This is a genomic window from Pseudomonas sp. SJZ079, from assembly GCF_007993865.1.
GTDB lineage: Bacteria > Pseudomonadota > Gammaproteobacteria > Pseudomonadales > Pseudomonadaceae > Aquipseudomonas.
Genome location: NZ_VIUH01000004.1, coordinates 94,298 through 114,142 on the forward strand (window position 1 = coordinate 94,298; position 19,845 = coordinate 114,142).

Genomic DNA, 19,845 nt, shown 5'->3' on the forward strand with positions numbered 1-19,845 from the left:
GCGCCGTGCTAGAGTCGCCGGCAGAGACTTCAGGAGGCATTCGATGCGTTGCTTAACACTGCTGGCATTATCGGCTTTATCCGGCTTGGCCTGGGGCGAAGCCTGTGTGGTGCACAGCCAGGCCGAGCGCCTGGACGTCAAGGTCTGCCAGCAAAACCGCAGCATCCCGCCGCAGCTGTTTCGCAGCGGTTTCTGCCAACCGCAACTGAAAGGGCAGAAGGTCGAAGTCGCCTTCGTCGAGCAATGCCCGATCGGTGCTTACGGCGTGTGTCGCAACGCCAGGGTCGGCGGTACGCCCTACCAGCAGGACATCCACTATTACGGCGTGGCCAGCGACGCCGCCTACCTCAAGCCGTTCTGCGAACGGCAGAACAAGGGCGTGTGGATGGCGCGCTGACGGGCAATTCATCCCGGCATTGAATCAGCCCGCCCGCTCTTCGAGCCAGGGACCGAATGGGTCGGGCAGCCTGTGCCAGGCCTCCTCGCCCTGGAGCATTTCCGCCTCGCTGAGCAGGCAGGCGTCCAGTTCGGCGCGCAGTTCGGCGAAATCGATATGCTGGCCGATAAACACCAGCTCCTGCCGACAGTCGCCTAGCTCGGCCTGCCAGTGACGCATGATCGCTTGCCGGGCTTCCTCGTCCGCGGGCCACTGTTCCTTCGCCACGAAGCGCCACCAGCGCCCGGCAAAGCCATGGCGCATCAGACCGCCGGCCTGGGACCAGCTGCCAGCTTCCTGATATTTGCTGGCCAGCCAGAAGAAGCCCTTGGAGCGCAGCAGCCTACCGTTGCACCACTCGCGATTGACGAACTCGAAGAAGCGCTGCGGATGGAAGGGCCGGCGCGCCCGATAGACCGCTGATGCGATGCCGTATTCCTCGCTCTCCGCCACAACCTCGCCGCGCAACTGCTTGAGCCAGCCTGGCGCCTGGGCAGCCCGTTCGAAGTCGAAGCGGCCGGTATCGAGGACCTTCTCCAGCGCCACCGCACCCATGCTCATAGGCACTATCTCGGCATGCCGGTTGAGGCCATGAAGGATGGCCATGAGTTCATCCCGCTGGTCCTGGCTAATCAGATCGATCTTGCTGATCAGCAGCACGTCGGCGAACTCCACCTGCTCGATCAGCAACTCGCTGATCGAGCGCTGATCCGCCTCACCTAGGCTCTCGCCGCGACTGACGAGGTCCTCGGCGGCGTGGAAGTCCTGGAGGAAGTTCACCCCGTCGACCACGGTCACCAGGGTGTCCAGGCGCGCCAGATCGGCCAGACTCTGGCCCTGCTCGTCGCGAAAGGTGAAGGTCTCGGCCACCGGCAACGGTTCGGAAATACCGGTGGACTCGATCAACAGGTAATCGAAACGCCCTTCGCGGGCCAGGCGGCTGACTTCTTCCAGCAGGTCTTCGCGCAGGGTGCAGCAGATGCAGCCGTTGCTCATCTCCACGAGCTTTTCATCGGCGCGGTTCAGGCTGACATCGCGCTGAACTTCGCTGCCATCGAGATTGATCTCGCTCATATCGTTGACTATCACCGCGACCCTGAGCCCCTCGCGATTCTTCAGAATGTAATTGAGCAGGGTGCTCTTGCCGGCGCCGAGGAAGCCGGACAACAGGGTGACGGGTAGACGCTTGGGCATGCCGAGGGGCTCCAGTATCGATCAGGGGGGTCGCGATGTGCCTGGCGCTCGCGGGTTGTGATGCACAGGTCGCGCGACTTAATTGTTATAACATAACACAACAAACTCCAGCCACACGCAAACCTCCACGATGACCCTGACCGTAATGAGTCGCGCATACCCGCTAGTACTGCGAAGCGTTGGTCAGCCTACCTTCTGGACGCCCATCGACATGCATGCACATCAGGATTTATAGGGGTTTCACGTGGAACCCCTAGGGCAGCTGGATCCGCGTGGGTCTAGCGACAGTGCGAATTGCTCGCAGACATCGGCAGCGATCAGGAAACCCCACAACCAGCGAGGCCGAGCCGCACGCCAGGCGCGAAGCCTGGTCGAGTGAAGCGCAAGAAAACCCGCAACCCTGAGCGCCGGACTAGCTAACAGCCACTGATCAGGGCAGCGCTGAAACGCACAGCTCAGCCGTCTTCCACGTCCTGGGCCATGGCCTAACGCTGCGGCCCATCGCTGCGTAGCACGCCTGCCTGGAACCGGCAGAGCTATCAACATTTTCTTACCGATTGACCTACACAGACTTTAATTCGTCGATGCGCCGTGGGTCTAAAAACGTCATAGTCGTTAGGCTCCTGCGCTAAACCCTACTCCAGACCGCGAGGCTCTGATGCAAATCGAGTTGATCGAGATCCGTGACCACCTGAGTCGCTTCCCCCCCTTCGATGCGCTGCCCGAGGAAACCCTCGACGAAATCGCCCAGCAGGTGGAAGTCGCCTATTTCAAGGCTGGCACCGACATTCTCATCTACGGCGCGGACATCCAGGACCTGCACTACGTGCGCAGCGGTGCCGTGGAGATCTACCGACGCAACGGCACGCTGTACAACCGTCTGACCGAGGGCGATGTGTTCGGCCAGTTTGGCCTGCGCCAGCACCGGGTGCGCTATCCGGCCAAAGCCATCGAAGACAGCCTGCTCTACTTCATACCCGGCGCCCTGTTCGAACAGCTGTGCGACGCCCATGACAGCTTCGCCGACTTCGTCGAAGCCGGCGGTCAATCACGCCTGAAGTCGGCGGTAGAGACGCAGGGCAAAGCCAGCGAGCTGATGAAGATCAAGGTGCGCAAGCTGATTTCGCGTCAGCCGGTGACCGTGGCACTGGGCTGTTCGGTACAGGAAGCCGCACGCGTAATGACCGAAAACAGCGTATCGTCGCTGATCATCGTCGATCCTCAGGCTAATATTGCAGACCCAGAGCGAGTTCTCGTCGCAGAACAGCAAACCCAGGTGATGGCGGGGATCATTACCGACCGCGACTTCCGCACCCGAGTCGTCGCCGAAGGTCTGGCCCCCGACACCCCGGTGAGCCAGGTGATGTCGCCCAACCCGATTACCATGCAGGCCGATGACTCGGTGTTCGAGGCCATGCTGTGCATGTTGCGCCAGAATATCCATCACCTGCCGGTGCTGCAGCGGCGCCGGCCGATAGGGGTGATCAACCTGTCGGACATCATCAAGTACGAATCGCAAAGCAGCCTGTACCTGGTCAACAACATCTTCAATAAACAGTCGGTGGCCGAGCTGCAGGCGCTGTTGCCGGACCTGCGCGCCACCTTCGTGCGCATGGTCAGCGACGAGGCCAACGCGCATATGATCGGCAGCGCCATGTCGGGCATCGGCCGCAGCCTTACCCAGCGCCTGCTGGAACTGGCCGAACAGCAGTTCGGCCCACCGCCGGTGCCCTACTGCTTCATGGCACTCGGCTCGATGGCCCGCGACGAGCAACTGATAGTCACCGATCAGGACAACGCCCTGGTGCTCGACAACAGCTTCGACCCGCGGGTGCACGACGAGTATTTCCTGCAGCTGGCCAACTTCGTCAGCGACGGCCTGGCGGCCTGTGGCTACAGCTACTGCAAGGGCGGCATCATGGCCAGCAACCCCAAGTGGCGGCAGCCGCTGCGGGTATGGAGGGGCTATTTCAACCAGTGGATCGAGCAGCCCAACCCGGAAACCTTGCTCAACAGCTGCATCTTCTTCGACCTGGACAGCGTCTATGGCGAGGCCGAACTGGCCGAAAGCCTCAAGGACCTGTTGGCCGAGAAAGCCAGCCGCAGCCCGCTGTTCCTCGCCAGCCTGGCGAACAATGCCCTCAATCGCACCCCGCCGCTGGGCTTCTTCCGCACCTTTGTGATGGAAACCGATGGCGAACAGAAAAACATCATCAACCTCAAAGGCCGCGGAACTGCCCCGCTGACCGACCTGATTCGCGTGCACGCCCTGGCCTGCGGCTCCAAGGCGCAGAACTCGCAGGAGCGACTGGACGCCATTGCCGCCACCAAACTGCTGCCTCAGGAGGCGATTACCCGGCTGCGCTACACCCTGGAGTTTCTCTCCATCGTGCGCATCCGCCATCAGGCCATGGATGTTCAGGAGGGCCGCGAGCCGGACAACTACATCGAGCCGGAAAAGTTCTCGGCCACCGACCGGCATAACCTCAAGGAAGCCTTTCAGGTACTCAGCAATGCGCAGAAATTTCTGCGCTTCCGCTACCCGGCGCAGCCGCTGGCGCGGCCGCTATGAGTCTGTTCGCAGCCGGCAGCAGAGCCGCCGAGCAGCCAGTGGTGGATTGGAAACAGCACTTCGCCGCACTGGCGCAACAGGCCAGGGACCCGAGGCTGGTGCAGTTTTACCAGGCCGGCGCAGTCACGGCCGATACGCCGTTGCAGCAGGCACCGCTGGTGGCGCTGGATGTGGAAACCACCGGCCTGGATTGCCAGCGCGACTCGATCGTCAGCCTCGGCCTGGTGCCGTTCAATCTAAAGCGCATCCGCTGCGGCGAAGCTAAATACTGGGTGGTCAAGCCGGCGGGCGAACTCAGCAGCGAGTCGGTCACCTTCCACCACATCACCCACTCGGATATTCGCCACGCGCCCAGGCTCGCCAGCGTGCTCGACGAGCTGCTGGCGGCCATGGCCGGCAAGGTGATGGTGGTGCATTACCGCAGCATCGAGCGCGACTTTCTCAACCAGGCGGTGCAGCAGCAGCTCGGTGAAGCCCTGCACTTCCCGGTGATCGATACCATGCAGCTGGAAGCCCGCCTGCACCGTGGCCAGCAGCAACCCGGCTGGCTGGCCCGCCTGCTCGGCAAGCAAACGGAGTCCATCCGCCTGGCCGACAGCCGCCTGCGCTACAACCTGCCGCTGTATCAGGCGCATCACGCGCTGACCGATGCCCTGGCCACGGCGGAACTGCTGCAGGCGCAAGTCGCCACCCACTACTCGGCGGAGGTCACGCTCGGCGAACTGTGGAATTGAAAAAGGCGCGACCGTTTCCGGGCGCGCCTTTTTTAGGGCGAATACTTACTCGCAACAAATGATGGGTTAGGGCGTGCCCGAAATCGGCGCATCGCCCCACCCCACCATGGGCCTAACCCGCCCTAGCGCGGCTCGGACATCAGCCCTTTGACGATGGAGATACAACCCACCAGCAGCACGATGGTGAACGGCAAGCCCGTGGACACCGCCATGGCCTGCAGCGCGGTCAAACCACCACCGAGTAGCAGGGCGATCGCAACCACGCCCTCCATGATGGCCCAGAAGGCCCGCTGTGGCACCGGCGCATTGACCTTGCCGCCCGCGGTGATGGTGTCGATCACCAGCGAACCGGAGTCCGACGAGGTGACGAAGAACACGATCACCAGAACGATACCGAGGAAGGAGCTGATCGCGGTCAACGGCAGCTGGCCGAGCATGGCGAACAGCTTCAGTTCCAACGCCGCATCCTGTACCCCGGTGAAACCCTCAACGACGGACTGCTCGATTGCGGTGCCGCCGAAGGCGGTCATCCACAACACCGAGAACAACGACGGCACCAGCAGCACCGAAATCAGGAACTCGCGTACCGTGCGGCCCCGGCTGACCCGGGCGATGAACATACCGACGAACGGCGACCAGCTGATCCACCAGGCCCAGTAGAAGGCGGTCCAGCCTTGGCTGAAGTTGGCATCGGCACGCGCGACCGGGTTGGACAGCGCCGGCAGGTAGGTCAGGTACGCACCCAGGTTGCTGAAGAAGCCGGTGACAATGGCCAGCGTCGGCCCCGCGATCAGGATGAACAGCAACAACCCGATGGCCAGCACCATGTTGATCTCGGACAGGCGTTTGACCCCCTTGTCCAGACCGGCCAGCACCGACATCAGGGCGATCGCGGTAATGCCGATGATCAACAGCACCTTGCTGGTATCGGTGGCAGTGATACCGAACAGATAATCGAGTCCCGCAGCCGCCTGCTCGGCACCCAGGCCCAGCGAAGTGGCCAGACCGAATAGGGTGGCAAACACCGCCAGGATGTCGATCACATGACCCGGCCAGCCCCAGACCCGCTCTCCCAGAATCGGGTAGAAGATCGAGCGCATGCTCAGCGGCAGGCCCTTGTTGAAGGAGAACAGCGCCAGCGCCAGGGCGACGATGGCGTAGACCGCCCAAGGGTGCAGGCCCCAGTGGAAGATGGTCGCGGCCATGCTCAGCTTGGCCGCCGCCTCGGCATCGCCAACGGCGGCGCCCAGTGGCGCCCAGTCGGTGCGCAGACCGTCTGCGCCGACACTGACCCCGCCCATGGACGAGGAAAAGTGCGACATCGGCTCGGCCACGCCATAGAACATCAGGCCGATGCCCATGCCCGCGGCAAACAGCATGGAGAACCAGCCGACGTAGGAATAGTCCGGCGTCGCCTCCTTACCGCCCAGGCGTACCTTGCCCAAGGGTGAGACGATCAACCCGAGACAGAGCAGCACGAAGATGTTGGCCGAGCCGAGAAAGAACCAGGCCATGTGCGTGGTCAGCCAGCTGCGAATAGCGCTGAACAGCGGCTCGACCTGGCTTTGCAGGGCCAGGGTCAAGACCACGAACAACACGATGGTCAGCGCGGAAATGCTGAACACCTTGCCATGGATATCCAGGTTGAAGAGAAACCGCCCCTTGATGTTGTCCTGACCGATGACGTAGTCGGTATCGATTAGATTGGACGCCCCGCTCGGCGCTGGAATACTGTCCTCACTCGGCACGTCCGGCGGTGCTGCCGTGCTGTGCGTAGGGTCTTTGCCCATTCGAAATACTCCTTGATCCGTTTGACTCACTGACAAGTGTAGGGCGGATTCGCCCGACTCACTGTCAACCGGTTAGTTCCCGGCTGTGGCAACAAGGGTAACAGCCATGTCACCTGCGTGCCTGCCCGCGCCGTCCCAGCGCGGCAGCGTGCCGGCCTGGCGACAGCCGATGACGCAACGCCGTAGCGTCGCCTGCTCCAGGAGCCTGTCGGACTTGACCGTACGTAGCGAGGGAAAGTCCGGTTTGAGTCAGTGTTGCTGATCTATCGAGGCGAATAGTGAGCTATTTAACGAGAAAGAGCGGCAAAAATGGGCAAATCCGGCTTTTCCGCAGTAGGGCAGCGTTAAGTCCGACAGGCTCCTAGACTGAGGTCAGCGCAGAGGAATCGCACACTCATGGACTTCGGCATTCCCCACCTATTCGCCTACCTGATCGCCGCCATCCATGGACTCGGCGTGCTCGCCGCCATTCATGCGGTACTCAGCGTGCGCACCGCCCAGGGGGCGATTGCCTGGGCGCTGTCGCTGTTCTTCATGCCCTACCTGACCCTGGTGCCGTACCTGGTGTTCGGCCGCAGTCGCTTCGGTGCCTATATCCGGGCACGCCGGCTGGCCGATCAGGAGATGCACCGGTCCATGGCGGTCCTGAACTGGCGCCCCTGGGTCGAGGAAGCCCTGGCCGCCCACGAGTCCAAGGCCTTCCGACGCCTGCGTGCGCTACCGCGCCTGAGCCCGATGCCCTGCCTGGCGAACAACCAGGTGCAGTTGCTGATTGACGGCGAAGCCACCTTCGCCGCGATTTTTGCCGCCCTGGCCGAGGCCCGCCAGGTGATCCTGATGCAGTTCTTCATTATCCATGACGATGCACTCGGCCGGCGCTTGCAACAGCTACTGCTGCAACGTGCGAAGGCCGGGGTGCGGGTCTACCTGCTGTATGACGGGATCGGCAGCCACGCCCTGCCGGCGCATTACCGCGACAGCCTGCGCGCCGGCGGCGTGCAGGTGCACGCCTTTCCCACCGGCGGCGGCTTGCTCAACCGCTTCCAGTTGAACTTTCGCAACCACCGCAAGATCGTGGTGGTCGATGGCGAGCGCGGTTTTCTCGGCGGCCACAACGTTGGCGACCAATACCTCGGCAAAAAGCCGCCGCTGTCGCCCTGGCGCGACACCCACGTCGAGGTGCGTGGGCCGGTAGTCGCCTGCCTGCAGGAGTCCTTCGCCGAAGACTGGTTCTGGGCCAGTGGCCAGTTACCGCCGCTGCTGTTGCCCGAGGCCTACGCCGCCAGTGGCATGCTCTGCCAGGTGATCGCCAGCGGTCCGGCCGACCCCCAGGACACCTGCGCCCTGATGTTCGTCGAAGCCATCCACGCCGCCCGCGAACGGATCTGGATCACCAGCCCATATTTCATCCCCGACGAGGCGCTGTTCAGTGCCCTGCGTCTGGCCGTCCTGCGTGGCATCGACGTGCGCATCCTGCTGCCCGCGCGTCCCGATCACCGCGTGGTCTTCGCCGCCTCCAGCCTGTATGCCTTCGAGGCATTGCGCGCCGGGGTGCGGGTATTCCGCTACCAGCCGGGCTTCCTGCATCAGAAAGTCATGCTGATCGACCGCGACGCCTGCACCATCGGCAGTGCCAACCTGGACAACCGCTCCTTCCGCCTGAACTTCGAAATCACCCTGCTGACCGTCGATGCCGGCTTCGCCGCCGAGGTCGAGCAGATGCTCGAGGAGGACTTCAGGCAGTCCCGCGAACTACGGACCGAGGACCGCAAGAACCTGCACCGCCTGCAACAGCTGGGCATGCGCGTGGCACGGCTGATCTCGCCTATCCTCTGAGCCGAGATCCGCTCAGCCGACTTGAGTCCGGACTATGGTTAGAGCTGTACCGCGCGTGTTGCCTGGCCCAGCCACTACGAGTGTCTGCCGATGAAAGCCTTGCTGTCGATCATCCTCAGTTTCAGCCTGCTCGGTGCCGTTAGCCCGGCGCCGGCGGAACAGTTTCGGGTCGGCGTAGAACTGCAACCCTACCTGCCCTACTTCGCCGTGCAGGAGGGTGAATATCGAGGCTACGCCCGTGAACTGCTGGACGCCTTCGCCGCCAGCCAGGGTCACCAGTTCATCTACGTCGCGTTACCGGTCAAACGCCTGCTGAGCAACTTCCTCGCCGGCGCCCTGGACTTCAAGTTTCCCGACAACCCGCAGTGGAAAGCCGAGCACAAGCAGGGCCAGAGGATCTACTACAGCCAGCCTGTGCTGCCCTACACCGACGGGGTACTGGTACTGCCCAGGCATCTCGGTCAGGGTCAGCAGCGCATCAAGGTGCTCGGCACCCAACTCGGCTTCACCCCGTCGCCTTACCTGGCACCAATCGAAAGTGGGGCGATGTCGCTGACCCAGAGCAACCGCATCGACTCGCTGTTACGCATGGCCATATCCGGGCGAGTCGATGCGGTCTATCTCAACCCGCTGGTGGCGCGGCATGCGCTGATAGCCGCGGGCCTGCCGGGCGACGCTCTGCTGTTCGATCCCGAGCTGGCGCATGTCGATGACCACTACCATCTCTCCAGCCTGCGCCACCCCGAGGTGATCGCCGCGTTCGATGCATTCCTGCGCGAGCAACCCGCTTTACTGCACCGCCTTAAAGGCAAATACGCCCTCGAATAACCCTCGGACGGCACGCCTAGCGCGCATCAGCCGGGTCTAAATGAACAAAACCCCCACCGGCAACGCCGACTGGGGGTTCTCTTCTTGCGTGCTAAGACCAGCGCTTGTGGCGCCGGGAGCGGACGCAGCCTTAGCCGCTGCCCTGACCCTCGTCCACCAGGGACGCGGGGGAGCCGAGCTCACAGCTCCAGAGTTCCAACGCCGGCTGGGTCGCTTGTGGCGGGCCGAGCCAGTCACTCATCGAGTGACAACGCTGGTTAAAACACAGTTGGTAATCCCCTGCCTCGGGGGTTCGCCCCAAGCGCAGCGGTTGCAGGGGCGGTAGCTGACGCTGGTAGTGCCAACTGCCCCCACGCAGTTCGGCATCGGCAGGAATTTCCATGCCGGCACCGGAACCCTTGACCCGCGCTTCGCCGAGCAACAAGCCCTCGGCGCTGACGCGGTAATCCTCCTCCCAACGCACCTTCTCGATGGTATGGCGCCAGGCCAGGGTGAACTCGGCAACCGGCAGCTCGGCCCAGACCGCGCCAGCCAGGCCCATGCACAGACCGATCAAGCCGAGGCCACGTGCGCGTGACGGCTGCGCCAGTAATGCTGGGCGAAGAACAGTGCCGCCAAGGCAAAGCCGACTTCATCGCTCATCGGCGTGGCCAGGATCAGGCTGGCGCCGGCGGCGAAGCCCAGCGCCCGCTCCCACCAGGCCATCTTGCTGTGCAGGAAGCCGGTGAACACCGCCCCCCACAAGCCGATCGCCAGCGCCGCCTTGAACAGCACATAAACGGTGGTCAGCACGCTGCCGCCTTGCAGCATCAACCCCGGCTCGTAGACCGCCATGAAGGGTACGACGAAGCCGGCGATGGCGATACGAATGGCCCAGAAGCTGATCTTCAGCCCCTTCTCCTTGGCGATCGGCGCTGCCGCGAAACAGGCCAGGGCCACCGGTGGGGTTAGGTCGGCCATGATGCCGAAATAGAACACGAACATATGCGAGACGATCAGCGGCACGCCCAGCTCCAGCAATGCCGGGGCGGCGATCGAGCTGGTGATGATGTAGTTGGGAATGGTCGGAATGCCCATGCCCAGCACCAGGCAGGTAAGCATGGTGAGGATCAGCGAGAGGAACAGGTTGTCCTGGCCGATGGCGAGGATGTAGCCGGCGAAGGTCGAGGCCACGCCGGTCAGCGAGACCACGCCGATGATCACCCCGACCAGGGTACAGGCGATACCCACCGGCACCGCATGGCGGGCGCCTTCGACCAGCGCGTGCAGGCAGATGCTCAGGGTGTCGCGACCGCCCTTGATGAACCAGCACACCGCCACCAGCAGCCCGACCACGCCGAACACCACGCCGATGCCAAGCTGGAAGAAACCGGCGCAGAGCACCCCGAGGGCGACCCAGAAGACCATGCGCAGCGCGGTCGAAGAGACCTGCAGGATAATCGCCGAGCCGAGGATGACAATGGCGGTCAGGGCCAGGCCGACCATGCCAGCAAACAGTGGCGTACGCCCGGAAAACAGCAGGTAGACCAGGATGAACAAGGGGATCAGCAGGTACCAGCGCTGTTTCACCGCGGCCCAGGGATTCGGGCACTGGTCTTTCGGCAGGCCGCGCAGGTTGGCGCGCTTGGCTTCCAGGTGAACCATCCAGAACACCGAACCGAAGTACAGCAGCGCCGGCATCAGTGCGGCCTTGGCCACCTCGAAGAAGGGTACGTTGATGGTCTCGGCCATGATGAACGCCACCGCCCCCATCACCGGCGGCATGATCTGGCTGCCCATGCTCGAGGTCGCCTCGACACCGCCGGCGAAGGCCGGCCGGTAGCCGAAGCGTTTCATCAGCGGGATGGTGAACTGGCCGGTGGTGACCACGTTGGCCACGCCGGAGCCGGTGATGGTGCCCATCAGCGCCGAAGACACCACCGAGACCTTGGCCGGGCCGCCGAGTTTGTGACCGAACAGGCCCATGGCGAAGTCGGTGAACAGCTTGATCATCCCCGCCTGCTCGAGGAAGGCGCCGAACAGAATGAACAGGAAGATGTAGGTGGCCGAGACATAGGTCGGTGTGCCGTAGAAGCCCTCGGTGCCGAAGGACAACTGGTTGACTATCTGGTCCAGGGCGTAGCCACGGTGCGCCAGTTCGCCCGGCAGGTACTCGCCGAACAGGCCATAGGCGAGGAACAGGCCGCAGATCAATGGCAGGGCGATGCCCATAACCCGCCGCGCCGCCTCGAACACCAGCACCGTGAGCAGCAGGCCGATGGCCATGTCCATGTCGTTGAGGTCGCCGGAGCGCTGGATCAGGTCGGCCTCGAACAGCCACTGGTAGGCGGCCGTGGCCATGCCGGCCAAGCCGAGCAACCAGGCCAGGGGCTGCCAGGGCTTGTCCTTGCCATCGGCGGGGAAGCTGAGAAACACCACCAGCAGCAGGAAGCCGACGTGTACGGCGCGCAGCACCTGGCTGGACACCGGGGAGAAGGCCGCGGTGATGATCTGGAAGCTGGAGAACAGCAGCGCCACGTAAAACAGCGCCTTCGGCCAATCGCTGGAGTGCGCCGCGAGGCCTTGATTGTGTTCGGTCATGGAGGTCACGCCCTCATTACTACGCGGGTAAAGCGGAAGAGCCGCTAACAAAACCTGCCGTGAGCGTCCGCGAACTGCTGGCAACGCTCACGCTGGTTTTATTAGCGCCTCTGGTCTGCAGAGGCTGGCCGGCCTGGGTTAGCCGCATGCGACTTAACCCAGTGGGCCGTGGTGATGGGCCGCGCCAGGCGCAGCCCATCCGACAGCCAGCAAGCCAACTGCTAGGTTTACAGCGCGCCGACTTCTTTGTAGAAGCGCTCGGCACCCGGGTGCAACGGAATCGGCAGGTTCTTCGCGGCGTTTTCCAGTTTGATGTCCTTGGCCGCGGAGTGCGCAGTGCCCAGGCGCTCGAGGTTGTCGAACATCAGCTTGGTCATCTGGTAGGCCACCTCGTCGGAGACACCTTCGTGGCTGACCAGGATGTTGGTGATGGCCACGGTCGGTACCTCGGCGTCCTGGCCGTCATAGGTGCCAGCCGGAATAGTCGCGGGCTGATAGGCCGGGTTGCCGACTTTTGCCGTGACCTCGGCCGGAATCGCGACGTAGTTGAGCGGCATGGTCACCGACAGGTCGCGGATCGCCGCCATGCCCAGACCGGCGGACTGCAGGGTGGCGTCCAGCTGACGGTTCTTCATCAGCTCGACCGACTCGGCGAACGGCAGGAACTCGACCTTGCCCATGTCTTCGTAGCTGAGGCCGGCGGCCTTGAAGATGGCGCGGGCGTTCAGCTCGGTACCGGACTTCGGCGCGCCGACGGAGATGCGCTTGCCCTTGAGGTCGGCCAGGCTGGTGATGCCCGACTCCTTGCTGGCGACGATCTGGATGTAGTTCGGGTAGGTGGCGGCGATCGCCCGCAGCTTCTTCAACGGCGCCTTGAAGCCGGCGTCTTCCACGCCGTTCCAGGCGTCGGCCACCGAGTCGCCCAGGGCCAGGGCCAGTTCGCCGCGCCCGGCCTGCAGCAGGTTGAGGTTTTCCACCGAAGCCTTGGTCGCCTGCACCGAGGTCTTGGCGCCCTCGATGCCGTTGCTGTACAGCTGCGACAGGCCGACGCCAATCGGGTAGTACACCCCGCTGGTACCGCCGGTGAGGATGTTGATGAAGGTCGGCGCGGCGAGTACCGCGGTGCTGGCAGTCAGGGCCGCAGCGGCGGCGAACAGGCTGAAACGCTTAGTCAATCGCATGGAGAATCTCCGTTGTTGTTATGGCTGTAATGCAGAGTTTTTCACTGTAGTCGATGCCCAGCAGAGCGCGGTTGGGCAGCGCTTGAATCGAGCTGGACTTTCGATCGGGCTTTCTATCGGGACTTTCTATTGCAGCTGGGGAAAGCGGCAAGCGCCGATACCGGGCCTGAGCCTGGCGCACAAGAGGAGGCGAAGAGCAGTTGGGCGAGTCAGGCTCGCGTGGGGTGCATGGCAGTTCATTGGCTGACCTCTTGTCTTTCTTATAGTCGCCAGCGCGACAACGCGCTTGGCTGACAAGAGCTATAGCAGATGCCGTGCCAAGGGCTGAGGAGGCCATTCTAGAGGGATTTATGCGAACAAACAGGCTGAAATAAGCGGAAAACCGCCCACCCACGATGGAGCCTAGGCGATATCTTGCCTATTCCTCGTCGACACTCCCCGCCGGCCGATAGCTGCTGCGCTGCAAGCCATGGCGTTGCATCTTCTCGTTGAGGGTGCGGCGTGGCAGCTGCAGCATCGTCATCACCTGGGCAATATTGCCTTGGCAGCGCAGCAACGCGTTGTGCAGGCATTGCGCCTCGAACGCCTCCATCTGCTCGGCCAGCGACTGCCTATCGCCCACCTCGGCCGTCTCGCCAGGCGTACTGAGGCCCAGGGCATGGCGTTCGGCGGCGTTGATCAACTCGCGCACATTGCCTGGCCAGTCATGTCCAAGCAGGCGGGCCAGATCGCCTGGGGCCAGCGGCGGTGCCTCGCGGTTATGCCGAAGCGCCGCCTCATGGGCGAAATGCTCGAACAGCAACGGAATGTCTTCGCGTCGATCGCGCAGCGGCGGAATCTGTACGGTGGCGACATTCAGGCGGTAGAACAGGTCCTCGCGAAAACGCCCGCTGCGCACCTCGTCGAGCAGGTCCGGCTTGGCCGCACTGATCACCCGCAGGTCCACCTGAATGCTGCGGTTGGAGCCGAGCCGCTCCAGGGTTTTTTCCTGCAACACCCGCAGCAGTTTGACCTGCTGCGCCAGCGGCAGGCTTTCCACCTCGTCGAGGAACAGGGTGCCGCCATCGGCGTGCTCGATGCGGCCGATGCGCTTGCCCTGGGCACCGGTAAAGGCGCCGCTTTCATGGCCGAACAGCTCGCTCTCGAAGATGCTTTCCGGAATCGCCGCGCAGTTCAGGGCGACGAAGGGTTTTGCCACCCGCGCGCTGAAATCATGCAGGCAACGGGCTACCCGCTCCTTGCCGCTGCCGGTATCGCCGCGAATCAGGATATTCACCGAGGTGCCGGCCAGTTCGAGGATCTGCCGGCGCAGGTTTTCCATCGGCCGCGACACCCCCAACAGCTGCGCCTCGATATGATCCTTGAAGGCGAACTGCTGACGCAGCTTGCGGTTTTCGCAGACCAGACGGCGTTTGTCCAGGGCACGGCGTACGCTTTCGAGCAGGCGCTCGGGGGTGAAGGGTTTCTCGATAAAATCGTAGGCGCCCTGGCGCAGGGCCTGCACCGCCATCGGCACATCGCCGTGGCCAGTGACCATGATCACCGGCAGGTCGCGGTCCAACTCCAGCAACTTGTCCAACAGCTGCAGACCATTGGTCCCCGGCATGCGCACATCACTGATCACCACGCCAGGAAAGTCGCGATCGATCAGGTCCAGGGCCTGTTCGGCACTGGCGCAGCTTCGCACGCGAAAACCGGACAGCTCCAACCATTGCTGGATCGCCTCGCGGATCGCCGCCTCGTCATCGACCACAATCACCTGACCGCTCATAGCACCTCCTGCTGAATACCCGCAGTGTATCGCCCTGCGTCGAATTCTGTTGCCGCGACCAAGGTCTTCGGCGGGGACCAGCCGTGGAATGGGGAGCGCGCGGAGCCCTGTACAGGCAGACGATAAATCACGCCGTGCGCCGCGTAGCCCACCACGTTGTAATTACAAAGTGCTGCCAGTGGTGGGTTACGGCGCGGCGTATTTTCCGCAGGCCAGAGGGCCTGCTGTATGCGCCTAACCCACCCTACGCGTGCGGAGCCGCTGGCAGACGCATGGTGAACAGCGCGCCGTGCTCGCCATTGGCCGCCTCCAGGCAGCCGCCCAGCTCGCGGACGATGCCGTAGGACACTGCCAAGCCCAGGCCCAGGCCCTGGCCCACCGGCTTGGTGGTGAAGAAGGGTTCGAACACATTGGCCAGGTGCTCGGCACTGATGCCGCTGCCGCTGTCCGCCACGCTCAGCAGGCAGTGATCGCCCTGTTGCCGAATCACGATACTGAGCCGCCGTTGCTCGACGTTGCGCATGGCATCCAAGGCGTTATGCAGCAGGTTGAGGAGCACCTGTTCGAGGCGAATCGCATCGCCCAGCACCTGCGCATTGGCATCAATATCGCTGCGCAGTTCCACCTGTTCGCTGCGCATACGCGGCGCCAGCAGTTGCAGCGCCTGTTCCAGCACATCGCTCAGGCGCAGGCGCTCCTTGAGTCCGGCCGGGCTCTTGCGGGCGAAGGTTTTCAGGTGGCCGGTCAGCCCTGCCATGCGTTGCAGCAGGCCATCGATGCGCCGCAAACCCTCGTGCACATCGGCCTGACGACCGCTGTCGAGCAACAAGCGCAGGCTGCCCAGTTGCATCTGCATGGCGGTCAGCGGCTGGTTGATTTCATGCGCCAGGGCCGCCGACATCTGCCCCAGGGCGGCCATTTTCGCCGCGTGCACCAGGCCTTCCTGGGCTTCGCGCAACTCGGCGGTGCGCAGCGCCACCTCAGACTCCAGGCGGGCACGAATGCCCGCTTGCAGGCGCTGGGTCTTGCGCCGCTGAGCGAGAAACAACAGCAGGAAGGCCAGGGTCATCCATACCCCGGCGGCGGCCAGACGGTAGCTGCGCACGCTGTCGACCAGGGTCTGTGGCTCGAGCAGCAGGTGCAGGGTCCAGCCTTCCTCGGGCAGCGCCAGGCGCTGCCAGAGGTAATCGCGGCGCCCGTCCGGGCCATCGACGCGGCGCCACTGCGCATCGTCATCGATCTGCTGGCGCAGCTCGCTGGGCAGTGGTTTGAGGGCCTGCTCGGCGTATTTGCGCACCTCGACCAGTTCCGCCCGCGCCTGTTCGCTCAGCTCGCTGAGGGCACGAAAACGCCAGGCCGGGCGGTTACTCAGCACCACCACGGAATAACTGTCGGCGACTAACAGCACGCCGTTCTGGCCTGCCCACTCGCGCTGCAGATTCTCCAGTTCGAGCTTGACCACCAGCACGCCGAGTAGCGTGCCGTCATCGTCATGCACCGCATGGGAGAGGAAGTAACCGGGAATGCCGGTGGTCACGCCGACCGCGAAGTAGCGGCCTGAGGAATGCCGCAGGGCATCCTGAAAGTACGGGCGAAAGGCGTAGTTGTTGCCGACGAAACTGCTCCAGTCGCGCCAGTTACTGGCCACCAGGGCCTCGCCCTGCCGGTCCAGCAGGTACAGCACGTTGGAGCCGGCGGCGGCATTCAGCTGTTCCAGGCGCAGATTGAGTGTGTCGCGCAGCAAACGATCCCGCGGCGCACGCAGCAGCGACTTGATATCGCTGTCGAGCGCCAGCACCTCGGGCACCGAACGAAAGCGCTCGACCAGGGTGTGCAGCGACTGGGCATAGAGCTGCAACTGTCCGCGCGCCTCGACGCTGCGCTCCAGCCAGGCGCGCTGCTCGGCATAACGCCCGGCCAGCCACATGCTGGCGAACAGGCCGAGGAGAATCGGCAACGCGATCAGGACCACGCGGTATCGCAGGAAGAACGCAGGCATGCACGACTCGACTCAGGACAGTCCCGGCATGGTAAGACAAAGCACGCCCGCTTGCAGGCTACTGCAGGCGAGGCTTTCGGCCATGACCACGGCCGGCTATAGTCCTGGATCGGCCAATACTAGCCAGCGGGCGGGCGAACATGGCAAAGCTCAATCGGACCACCACCCCACGCTTCTGGCGCGATCCGGCACTGCCCTTCGTCGAGGCGCGGGACGTGCTGGATGGCCGCCAACAGTGCTACGCCAAGCACGCCCACGAAACCTTCTCCGTCGGCACCGTCACCCAGGGCCGCAGCATTTACCTCAACGAAAAAAACCGCGAACAGATCGGCGCCGGCAGCGTGGTGCTGATGAACCCGGGCGACGTCCATGCCTGCAACCCCCTGGCCGGACAGCCTTGGTCCTACCGCATGTTCTATGTGGATGTAGCCTGGCTGAACGAACTGCAGCAGCAACTGGGCTTCAGCCACAACCAGTCGCTGCACGCCTTTTCCGCCACCCTCAGCCACGACCCGGTGCTCTATAACGGTTTGAATCACCTCTACACCCTGCTCAGCGATCCCCAGGCCGATACCTTGCACAAGCACTGCGCCCTGCTCGATTGCTTCAGCGAACTGCAGCAACGCCTGGAGCCGGCGCCGCAGCGCCGACGCGAGGACAATCCACGCATTCGCCTGGCGGCCGAGTTCATCCATGAGCATTGCACCCAGCCGCTCAAGCTGGACGACATCTGCGCGGCGGCCGGGCTGTCGGCCTCCTACCTGACGCGCGCCTTTCGCCGCGGCTACGGCATGACGCCCCACACCTACCTGATCAACAGCCGCATCCAGTACGCGCAAAACCGGCTCAGGCGCGGCGGCGAGATCGCCGAGGTGGCGCTGGCGGCCGGCTTTGCCGACCAGGCCCACTTTCAGCGGGCCTTCAAGCAGCTGCTCGCCGCCACGCCCGGGCAGTACCGCCGTCCGGCCTGATCACGACCACAGCAGGTAGACCGCAGAGAGCACCAGCAACAACGCCAGACTGTGATTGAAGCGGCGCATGCGGCGGGGGTCGTCCAGGTACTGGCGCAGGAACGCACCGGCATAGGCCCAGCAGGCGATGGACAGGTAACAGATGACGAAATACAGCGCGGCGAACTGCCCGACCAGGCGCAGTTCACCGTCCGCCGCGTAGGCCCCCATGCCCGCCAGCGACGCCAGCCAGGCCTTGGGGTTGAGCCATTGCATGAGCGCGCCGGTGAGCAGCGAGGGCGCCTGTGCCGCCTTGCCAGCCCCGAGCCTGCCATCGTCACGCGCCAGGCAACAGGCCATGTACAGCAGGAAGGCGACGCCAGACCAGCGGATCGATACAGCCAGCGCGGGCCACTGATTCAGCAGTTGCTGCAACCCCAACCCCATGCACAACAGCAACAGGGTGAAGCCCAGCGTCGCCCCGGTCACATGCCGCAGGCTGGCGCGCAGGCCGTAGCGGGCTCCGGCGCTCAGCGCCAGCAGATTGACAGGACCAGGGGAGATCGAGGCGGCCAGGGCAAAGGCCGCCATGGAAAGCAGAATAGTCATCGCATACCTGTCAGTGTCGCTAGAGAGAAGGCGCAGACTGACAGGCGTGAAGATCGCGGTATTGAAGAAAAATGCCCTGCTCAAGGCATGGGGTTTTCTCCATTCACTAGCGCGCGTATAGATGACGTCCTGCGCTCATCGATACAGGTCGGCGCGGGTCCAGGGCAGGTTGTGGCTGCCATCCTCATAGGGTTTGATCGCGAGGATCTGATGCAGGCTCATCCAGCCACGGGCAAAGCCGTAGGCACAGCCGGCCAGATACAGTCGCCAGATGCGCAGGGCCTGCTCCGGCACCAGCTGGGCGGCCTGCTCCAGGCGCGCTTCCAGGCGCGCGCTCCAGTGCTCCAGGGTGCGCGCATAGTGCAGCCGCAGGTTTTCCACATCGACCACCTCCAGGCCTGCCTCGCTGAGGTGCGCGGTCATGGTCGCCAGGTGCGGCAACTCGCCTTCGGGAAACACGTAGCGGCCGATAAACTCGCCGCCGCCGCGACCCACCGGGCGGCCATCGGTGAATTTGGCGGTGATGCCATGGTTCATCACCAGGCCGCCGGCCTTCACCGCGCCGAACAGGCGCTGACAATACAGCGGCAGGTTGCCGTGGCCGACGTGCTCGAACATGCCGACGCTGACCACCTTGTCGAAGCGACCGTCCTGCGGCAGGTCACGGTAGTCCAGCAGCTCCAGTCGCACCTGCTGAGCCAGGCCCTCATCCTTGACCCGCTGACGCGCCAGTTTCAGCTGCGCGCGACTGAGGGTGATACCGAACACCTCGACGCCGAATTCACGCGCGGCATACCGCGCCAGCCCGCCCCAACCACAACCGACATCCAGCAGCCGTTCGCCCGGTTGCAGGCGCAGCTTGCGACACAGGTGGCGCAGCTTGGCCTGCTGCGCCTGCTCGAGGTCTTCCGTGCCGGTCTCGAAGTAGGCGCAGGAGTAGACCATCTGCTGGTCCAGCCACAGCGCGTAGAAGTCATTCGACAGGTCATAGTGGTAGCTGACCGCCGCCGCATCGCTGTCCTTGTCGTGGGGCACACGCGATAGCTCGCTGGGTTCTTCATCCGCTAGCGCCTGACTGAGGGCATCGCCGATGCGAATCACTTCGCTCATCGGCCCTTCCAGCTCCACCCGCCCTTCGACATAGGCACCGCCCAGGGCATCCAGGCTGGGATGGGCCAGTTGCGCCACCAGACTCGGGTCTTTGACCACCAGGGTGACCCGCGGCTGAGGGCCGAGGTCGAGCTCCGTGCCGTCCCATAGGCGCAAGCGCAGGGGCAGCTGAAGGTCACGCAGGTTTGGCGGCAGATACGCGAGCATAGGAACCTCCACCTTTAAAAAATAATTGAAAAGGTAGTTCAGATGACT

General features: G+C 63.7%; 15 protein-coding genes. 6 read left to right on the forward strand and 9 right to left on the reverse strand.

Features of this window, described 5'->3' with window-relative positions:
- Positions 1 to 43: 43 nt before the first annotated feature.
- Entirely contained in the window at positions 44 to 397 is a 354-nt protein-coding gene (locus tag FBY03_RS05950) for an NADH:ubiquinone oxidoreductase (RefSeq protein WP_147171278.1), read from the forward strand.
- Between the two features lie 24 nt (positions 398 to 421).
- Here the strand turns inward: FBY03_RS05950 and zigA are convergent, their stop codons facing one another.
- Positions 422 to 1,630, reverse strand: coding sequence for a zinc metallochaperone GTPase ZigA (gene zigA / locus FBY03_RS05955; RefSeq protein ID WP_147171279.1), 1,209 nt, complete (start codon positions 1,628 to 1,630; stop codon positions 422 to 424).
- Between the two features lie 658 nt (positions 1,631 to 2,288).
- Between zigA and FBY03_RS05960 the strand changes: the two genes are divergently transcribed.
- Positions 2,289 to 4,202, forward strand: coding sequence for a DUF294 nucleotidyltransferase-like domain-containing protein (locus tag FBY03_RS05960; protein ID WP_147171280.1), 1,914 nt, complete (start codon positions 2,289 to 2,291; stop codon positions 4,200 to 4,202).
- Complete coding sequence (locus FBY03_RS05965) at positions 4,199 to 4,936, forward strand: 3'-5' exonuclease (protein WP_147171281.1); 738 nt, start codon at positions 4,199 to 4,201, stop codon at positions 4,934 to 4,936. Before FBY03_RS05960 ends, FBY03_RS05965 begins: the two co-directional genes overlap by 4 nt.
- 122 nt (positions 4,937 to 5,058) lie before the next feature.
- On the opposite strand, the gene FBY03_RS05970 is transcribed toward FBY03_RS05965, so the two are convergent.
- Positions 5,059 to 6,726 (reverse strand): BCCT family transporter, encoded by a 1,668-nt coding sequence (locus FBY03_RS05970; RefSeq protein ID WP_147171282.1) that lies wholly within the window; start codon positions 6,724 to 6,726, stop codon positions 5,059 to 5,061.
- 396 nt (positions 6,727 to 7,122) lie between these two features.
- Between FBY03_RS05970 and cls the strand changes: the two genes are divergently transcribed.
- Positions 7,123 to 8,562, forward strand: a complete 1,440-nt coding sequence (gene cls / locus FBY03_RS05975; RefSeq protein WP_147171283.1) for a cardiolipin synthase — start codon at positions 7,123 to 7,125, stop codon at positions 8,560 to 8,562.
- 90 nt (positions 8,563 to 8,652) lie between these two features.
- On the forward strand, positions 8,653 to 9,390 hold the full coding sequence (locus FBY03_RS05980) for an ABC transporter substrate-binding protein (protein WP_147171284.1): 738 nt from the start codon (positions 8,653 to 8,655) through the stop codon (positions 9,388 to 9,390).
- 130 nt (positions 9,391 to 9,520) lie between these two features.
- Here FBY03_RS05980 and FBY03_RS05985 read toward each other — a convergent pair whose 3' ends face one another.
- The 5 genes from FBY03_RS05985 to FBY03_RS06005 all read right to left on the reverse strand — a co-directional run bounded on the left by FBY03_RS05985 (position 9,521) and on the right by FBY03_RS06005 (position 16,921).
- On the reverse strand, positions 9,521 to 9,946 hold the full coding sequence (locus FBY03_RS05985) for a DUF1850 domain-containing protein (RefSeq protein WP_147171285.1): 426 nt from the start codon (positions 9,944 to 9,946) through the stop codon (positions 9,521 to 9,523).
- Positions 9,943 to 11,970, reverse strand: a complete 2,028-nt coding sequence (locus tag FBY03_RS05990; RefSeq protein WP_147171286.1) for a TRAP transporter permease — start codon at positions 11,968 to 11,970, stop codon at positions 9,943 to 9,945. Before FBY03_RS05990 ends, FBY03_RS05985 begins: the two co-directional genes overlap by 4 nt.
- Positions 11,971 to 12,197: 227 nt before the next feature.
- Positions 12,198 to 13,151: a TAXI family TRAP transporter solute-binding subunit gene (locus FBY03_RS05995; RefSeq protein WP_147171287.1), complete on the reverse strand. Its 954-nt coding sequence runs from the start codon at positions 13,149 to 13,151 to the stop codon at positions 12,198 to 12,200.
- 418 nt (positions 13,152 to 13,569) lie between these two features.
- Positions 13,570 to 14,922: a sigma-54 dependent transcriptional regulator gene (locus tag FBY03_RS06000; protein ID WP_147171288.1), complete on the reverse strand. Its 1,353-nt coding sequence runs from the start codon at positions 14,920 to 14,922 to the stop codon at positions 13,570 to 13,572.
- 244 nt (positions 14,923 to 15,166) lie between these two features.
- Positions 15,167 to 16,921 carry an ATP-binding protein gene (locus FBY03_RS06005; protein WP_147171289.1) on the reverse strand — a complete coding sequence of 585 codons (1,755 nt, stop codon included), beginning with the start codon at positions 16,919 to 16,921 and terminating at the stop codon, positions 15,167 to 15,169.
- Positions 16,922 to 17,061: 140 nt separating this feature from the next.
- On the opposite strand from FBY03_RS06005, the gene FBY03_RS06010 reads away from it, so the two are divergent.
- On the forward strand, positions 17,062 to 17,892 hold the full coding sequence (locus FBY03_RS06010) for an AraC family transcriptional regulator (RefSeq protein ID WP_147171290.1): 831 nt from the start codon (positions 17,062 to 17,064) through the stop codon (positions 17,890 to 17,892).
- On the opposite strand, the gene FBY03_RS06015 is transcribed toward FBY03_RS06010, so the two are convergent.
- Positions 17,893 to 18,480 (reverse strand): LysE family translocator, encoded by a 588-nt coding sequence (locus tag FBY03_RS06015; protein WP_147171291.1) that lies wholly within the window; start codon positions 18,478 to 18,480, stop codon positions 17,893 to 17,895. It lies immediately after the preceding gene.
- Positions 18,481 to 18,615: 135 nt separating this feature from the next.
- Positions 18,616 to 19,797 carry a C17 cyclopropane fatty acid synthase CfaB gene (gene cfaB, locus FBY03_RS06020; protein ID WP_147171292.1) on the reverse strand — a complete coding sequence of 394 codons (1,182 nt, stop codon included), beginning with the start codon at positions 19,795 to 19,797 and terminating at the stop codon, positions 18,616 to 18,618.
- Positions 19,798 to 19,845: the final 48 nt, after the last annotated feature.

Bases quoted from the DNA above. Each gene is read 5' to 3' on its own strand.
- FBY03_RS05950 (WP_147171278.1), top strand. From the start codon at position 44: ATGCGTTGCTTAACACTGCTGGCATTATCGGCTTTATCCGGCTTGGCC.
- zigA (WP_147171279.1), bottom strand. From the start codon at position 1,630: ATGCCCAAGCGTCTACCCGTCACCCTGTTGTCCGGCTTCCTCGGCGCC.
- FBY03_RS05960 (WP_147171280.1), top strand. From the start codon at position 2,289: ATGCAAATCGAGTTGATCGAGATCCGTGACCACCTGAGTCGCTTCCCC.
- FBY03_RS05965 (WP_147171281.1), top strand. From the start codon at position 4,199: ATGAGTCTGTTCGCAGCCGGCAGCAGAGCCGCCGAGCAGCCAGTGGTG.
- FBY03_RS05970 (WP_147171282.1), bottom strand. From the start codon at position 6,726: ATGGGCAAAGACCCTACGCACAGCACGGCAGCACCGCCGGACGTGCCG.
- cls (WP_147171283.1), top strand. From the start codon at position 7,123: ATGGACTTCGGCATTCCCCACCTATTCGCCTACCTGATCGCCGCCATC.
- FBY03_RS05980 (WP_147171284.1), top strand. From the start codon at position 8,653: ATGAAAGCCTTGCTGTCGATCATCCTCAGTTTCAGCCTGCTCGGTGCC.
- FBY03_RS05990 (WP_147171286.1), bottom strand. From the start codon at position 11,970: ATGACCGAACACAATCAAGGCCTCGCGGCGCACTCCAGCGATTGGCCG.
- FBY03_RS05995 (WP_147171287.1), bottom strand. From the start codon at position 13,151: ATGCGATTGACTAAGCGTTTCAGCCTGTTCGCCGCCGCTGCGGCCCTG.
- FBY03_RS06000 (WP_147171288.1), bottom strand. From the start codon at position 14,922: ATGAGCGGTCAGGTGATTGTGGTCGATGACGAGGCGGCGATCCGCGAG.
- FBY03_RS06005 (WP_147171289.1), bottom strand. From the start codon at position 16,921: ATGCCTGCGTTCTTCCTGCGATACCGCGTGGTCCTGATCGCGTTGCCG.
- FBY03_RS06010 (WP_147171290.1), top strand. From the start codon at position 17,062: ATGGCAAAGCTCAATCGGACCACCACCCCACGCTTCTGGCGCGATCCG.
- FBY03_RS06015 (WP_147171291.1), bottom strand. From the start codon at position 18,480: ATGACTATTCTGCTTTCCATGGCGGCCTTTGCCCTGGCCGCCTCGATC.
- cfaB (WP_147171292.1), bottom strand. From the start codon at position 19,797: ATGCTCGCGTATCTGCCGCCAAACCTGCGTGACCTTCAGCTGCCCCTG.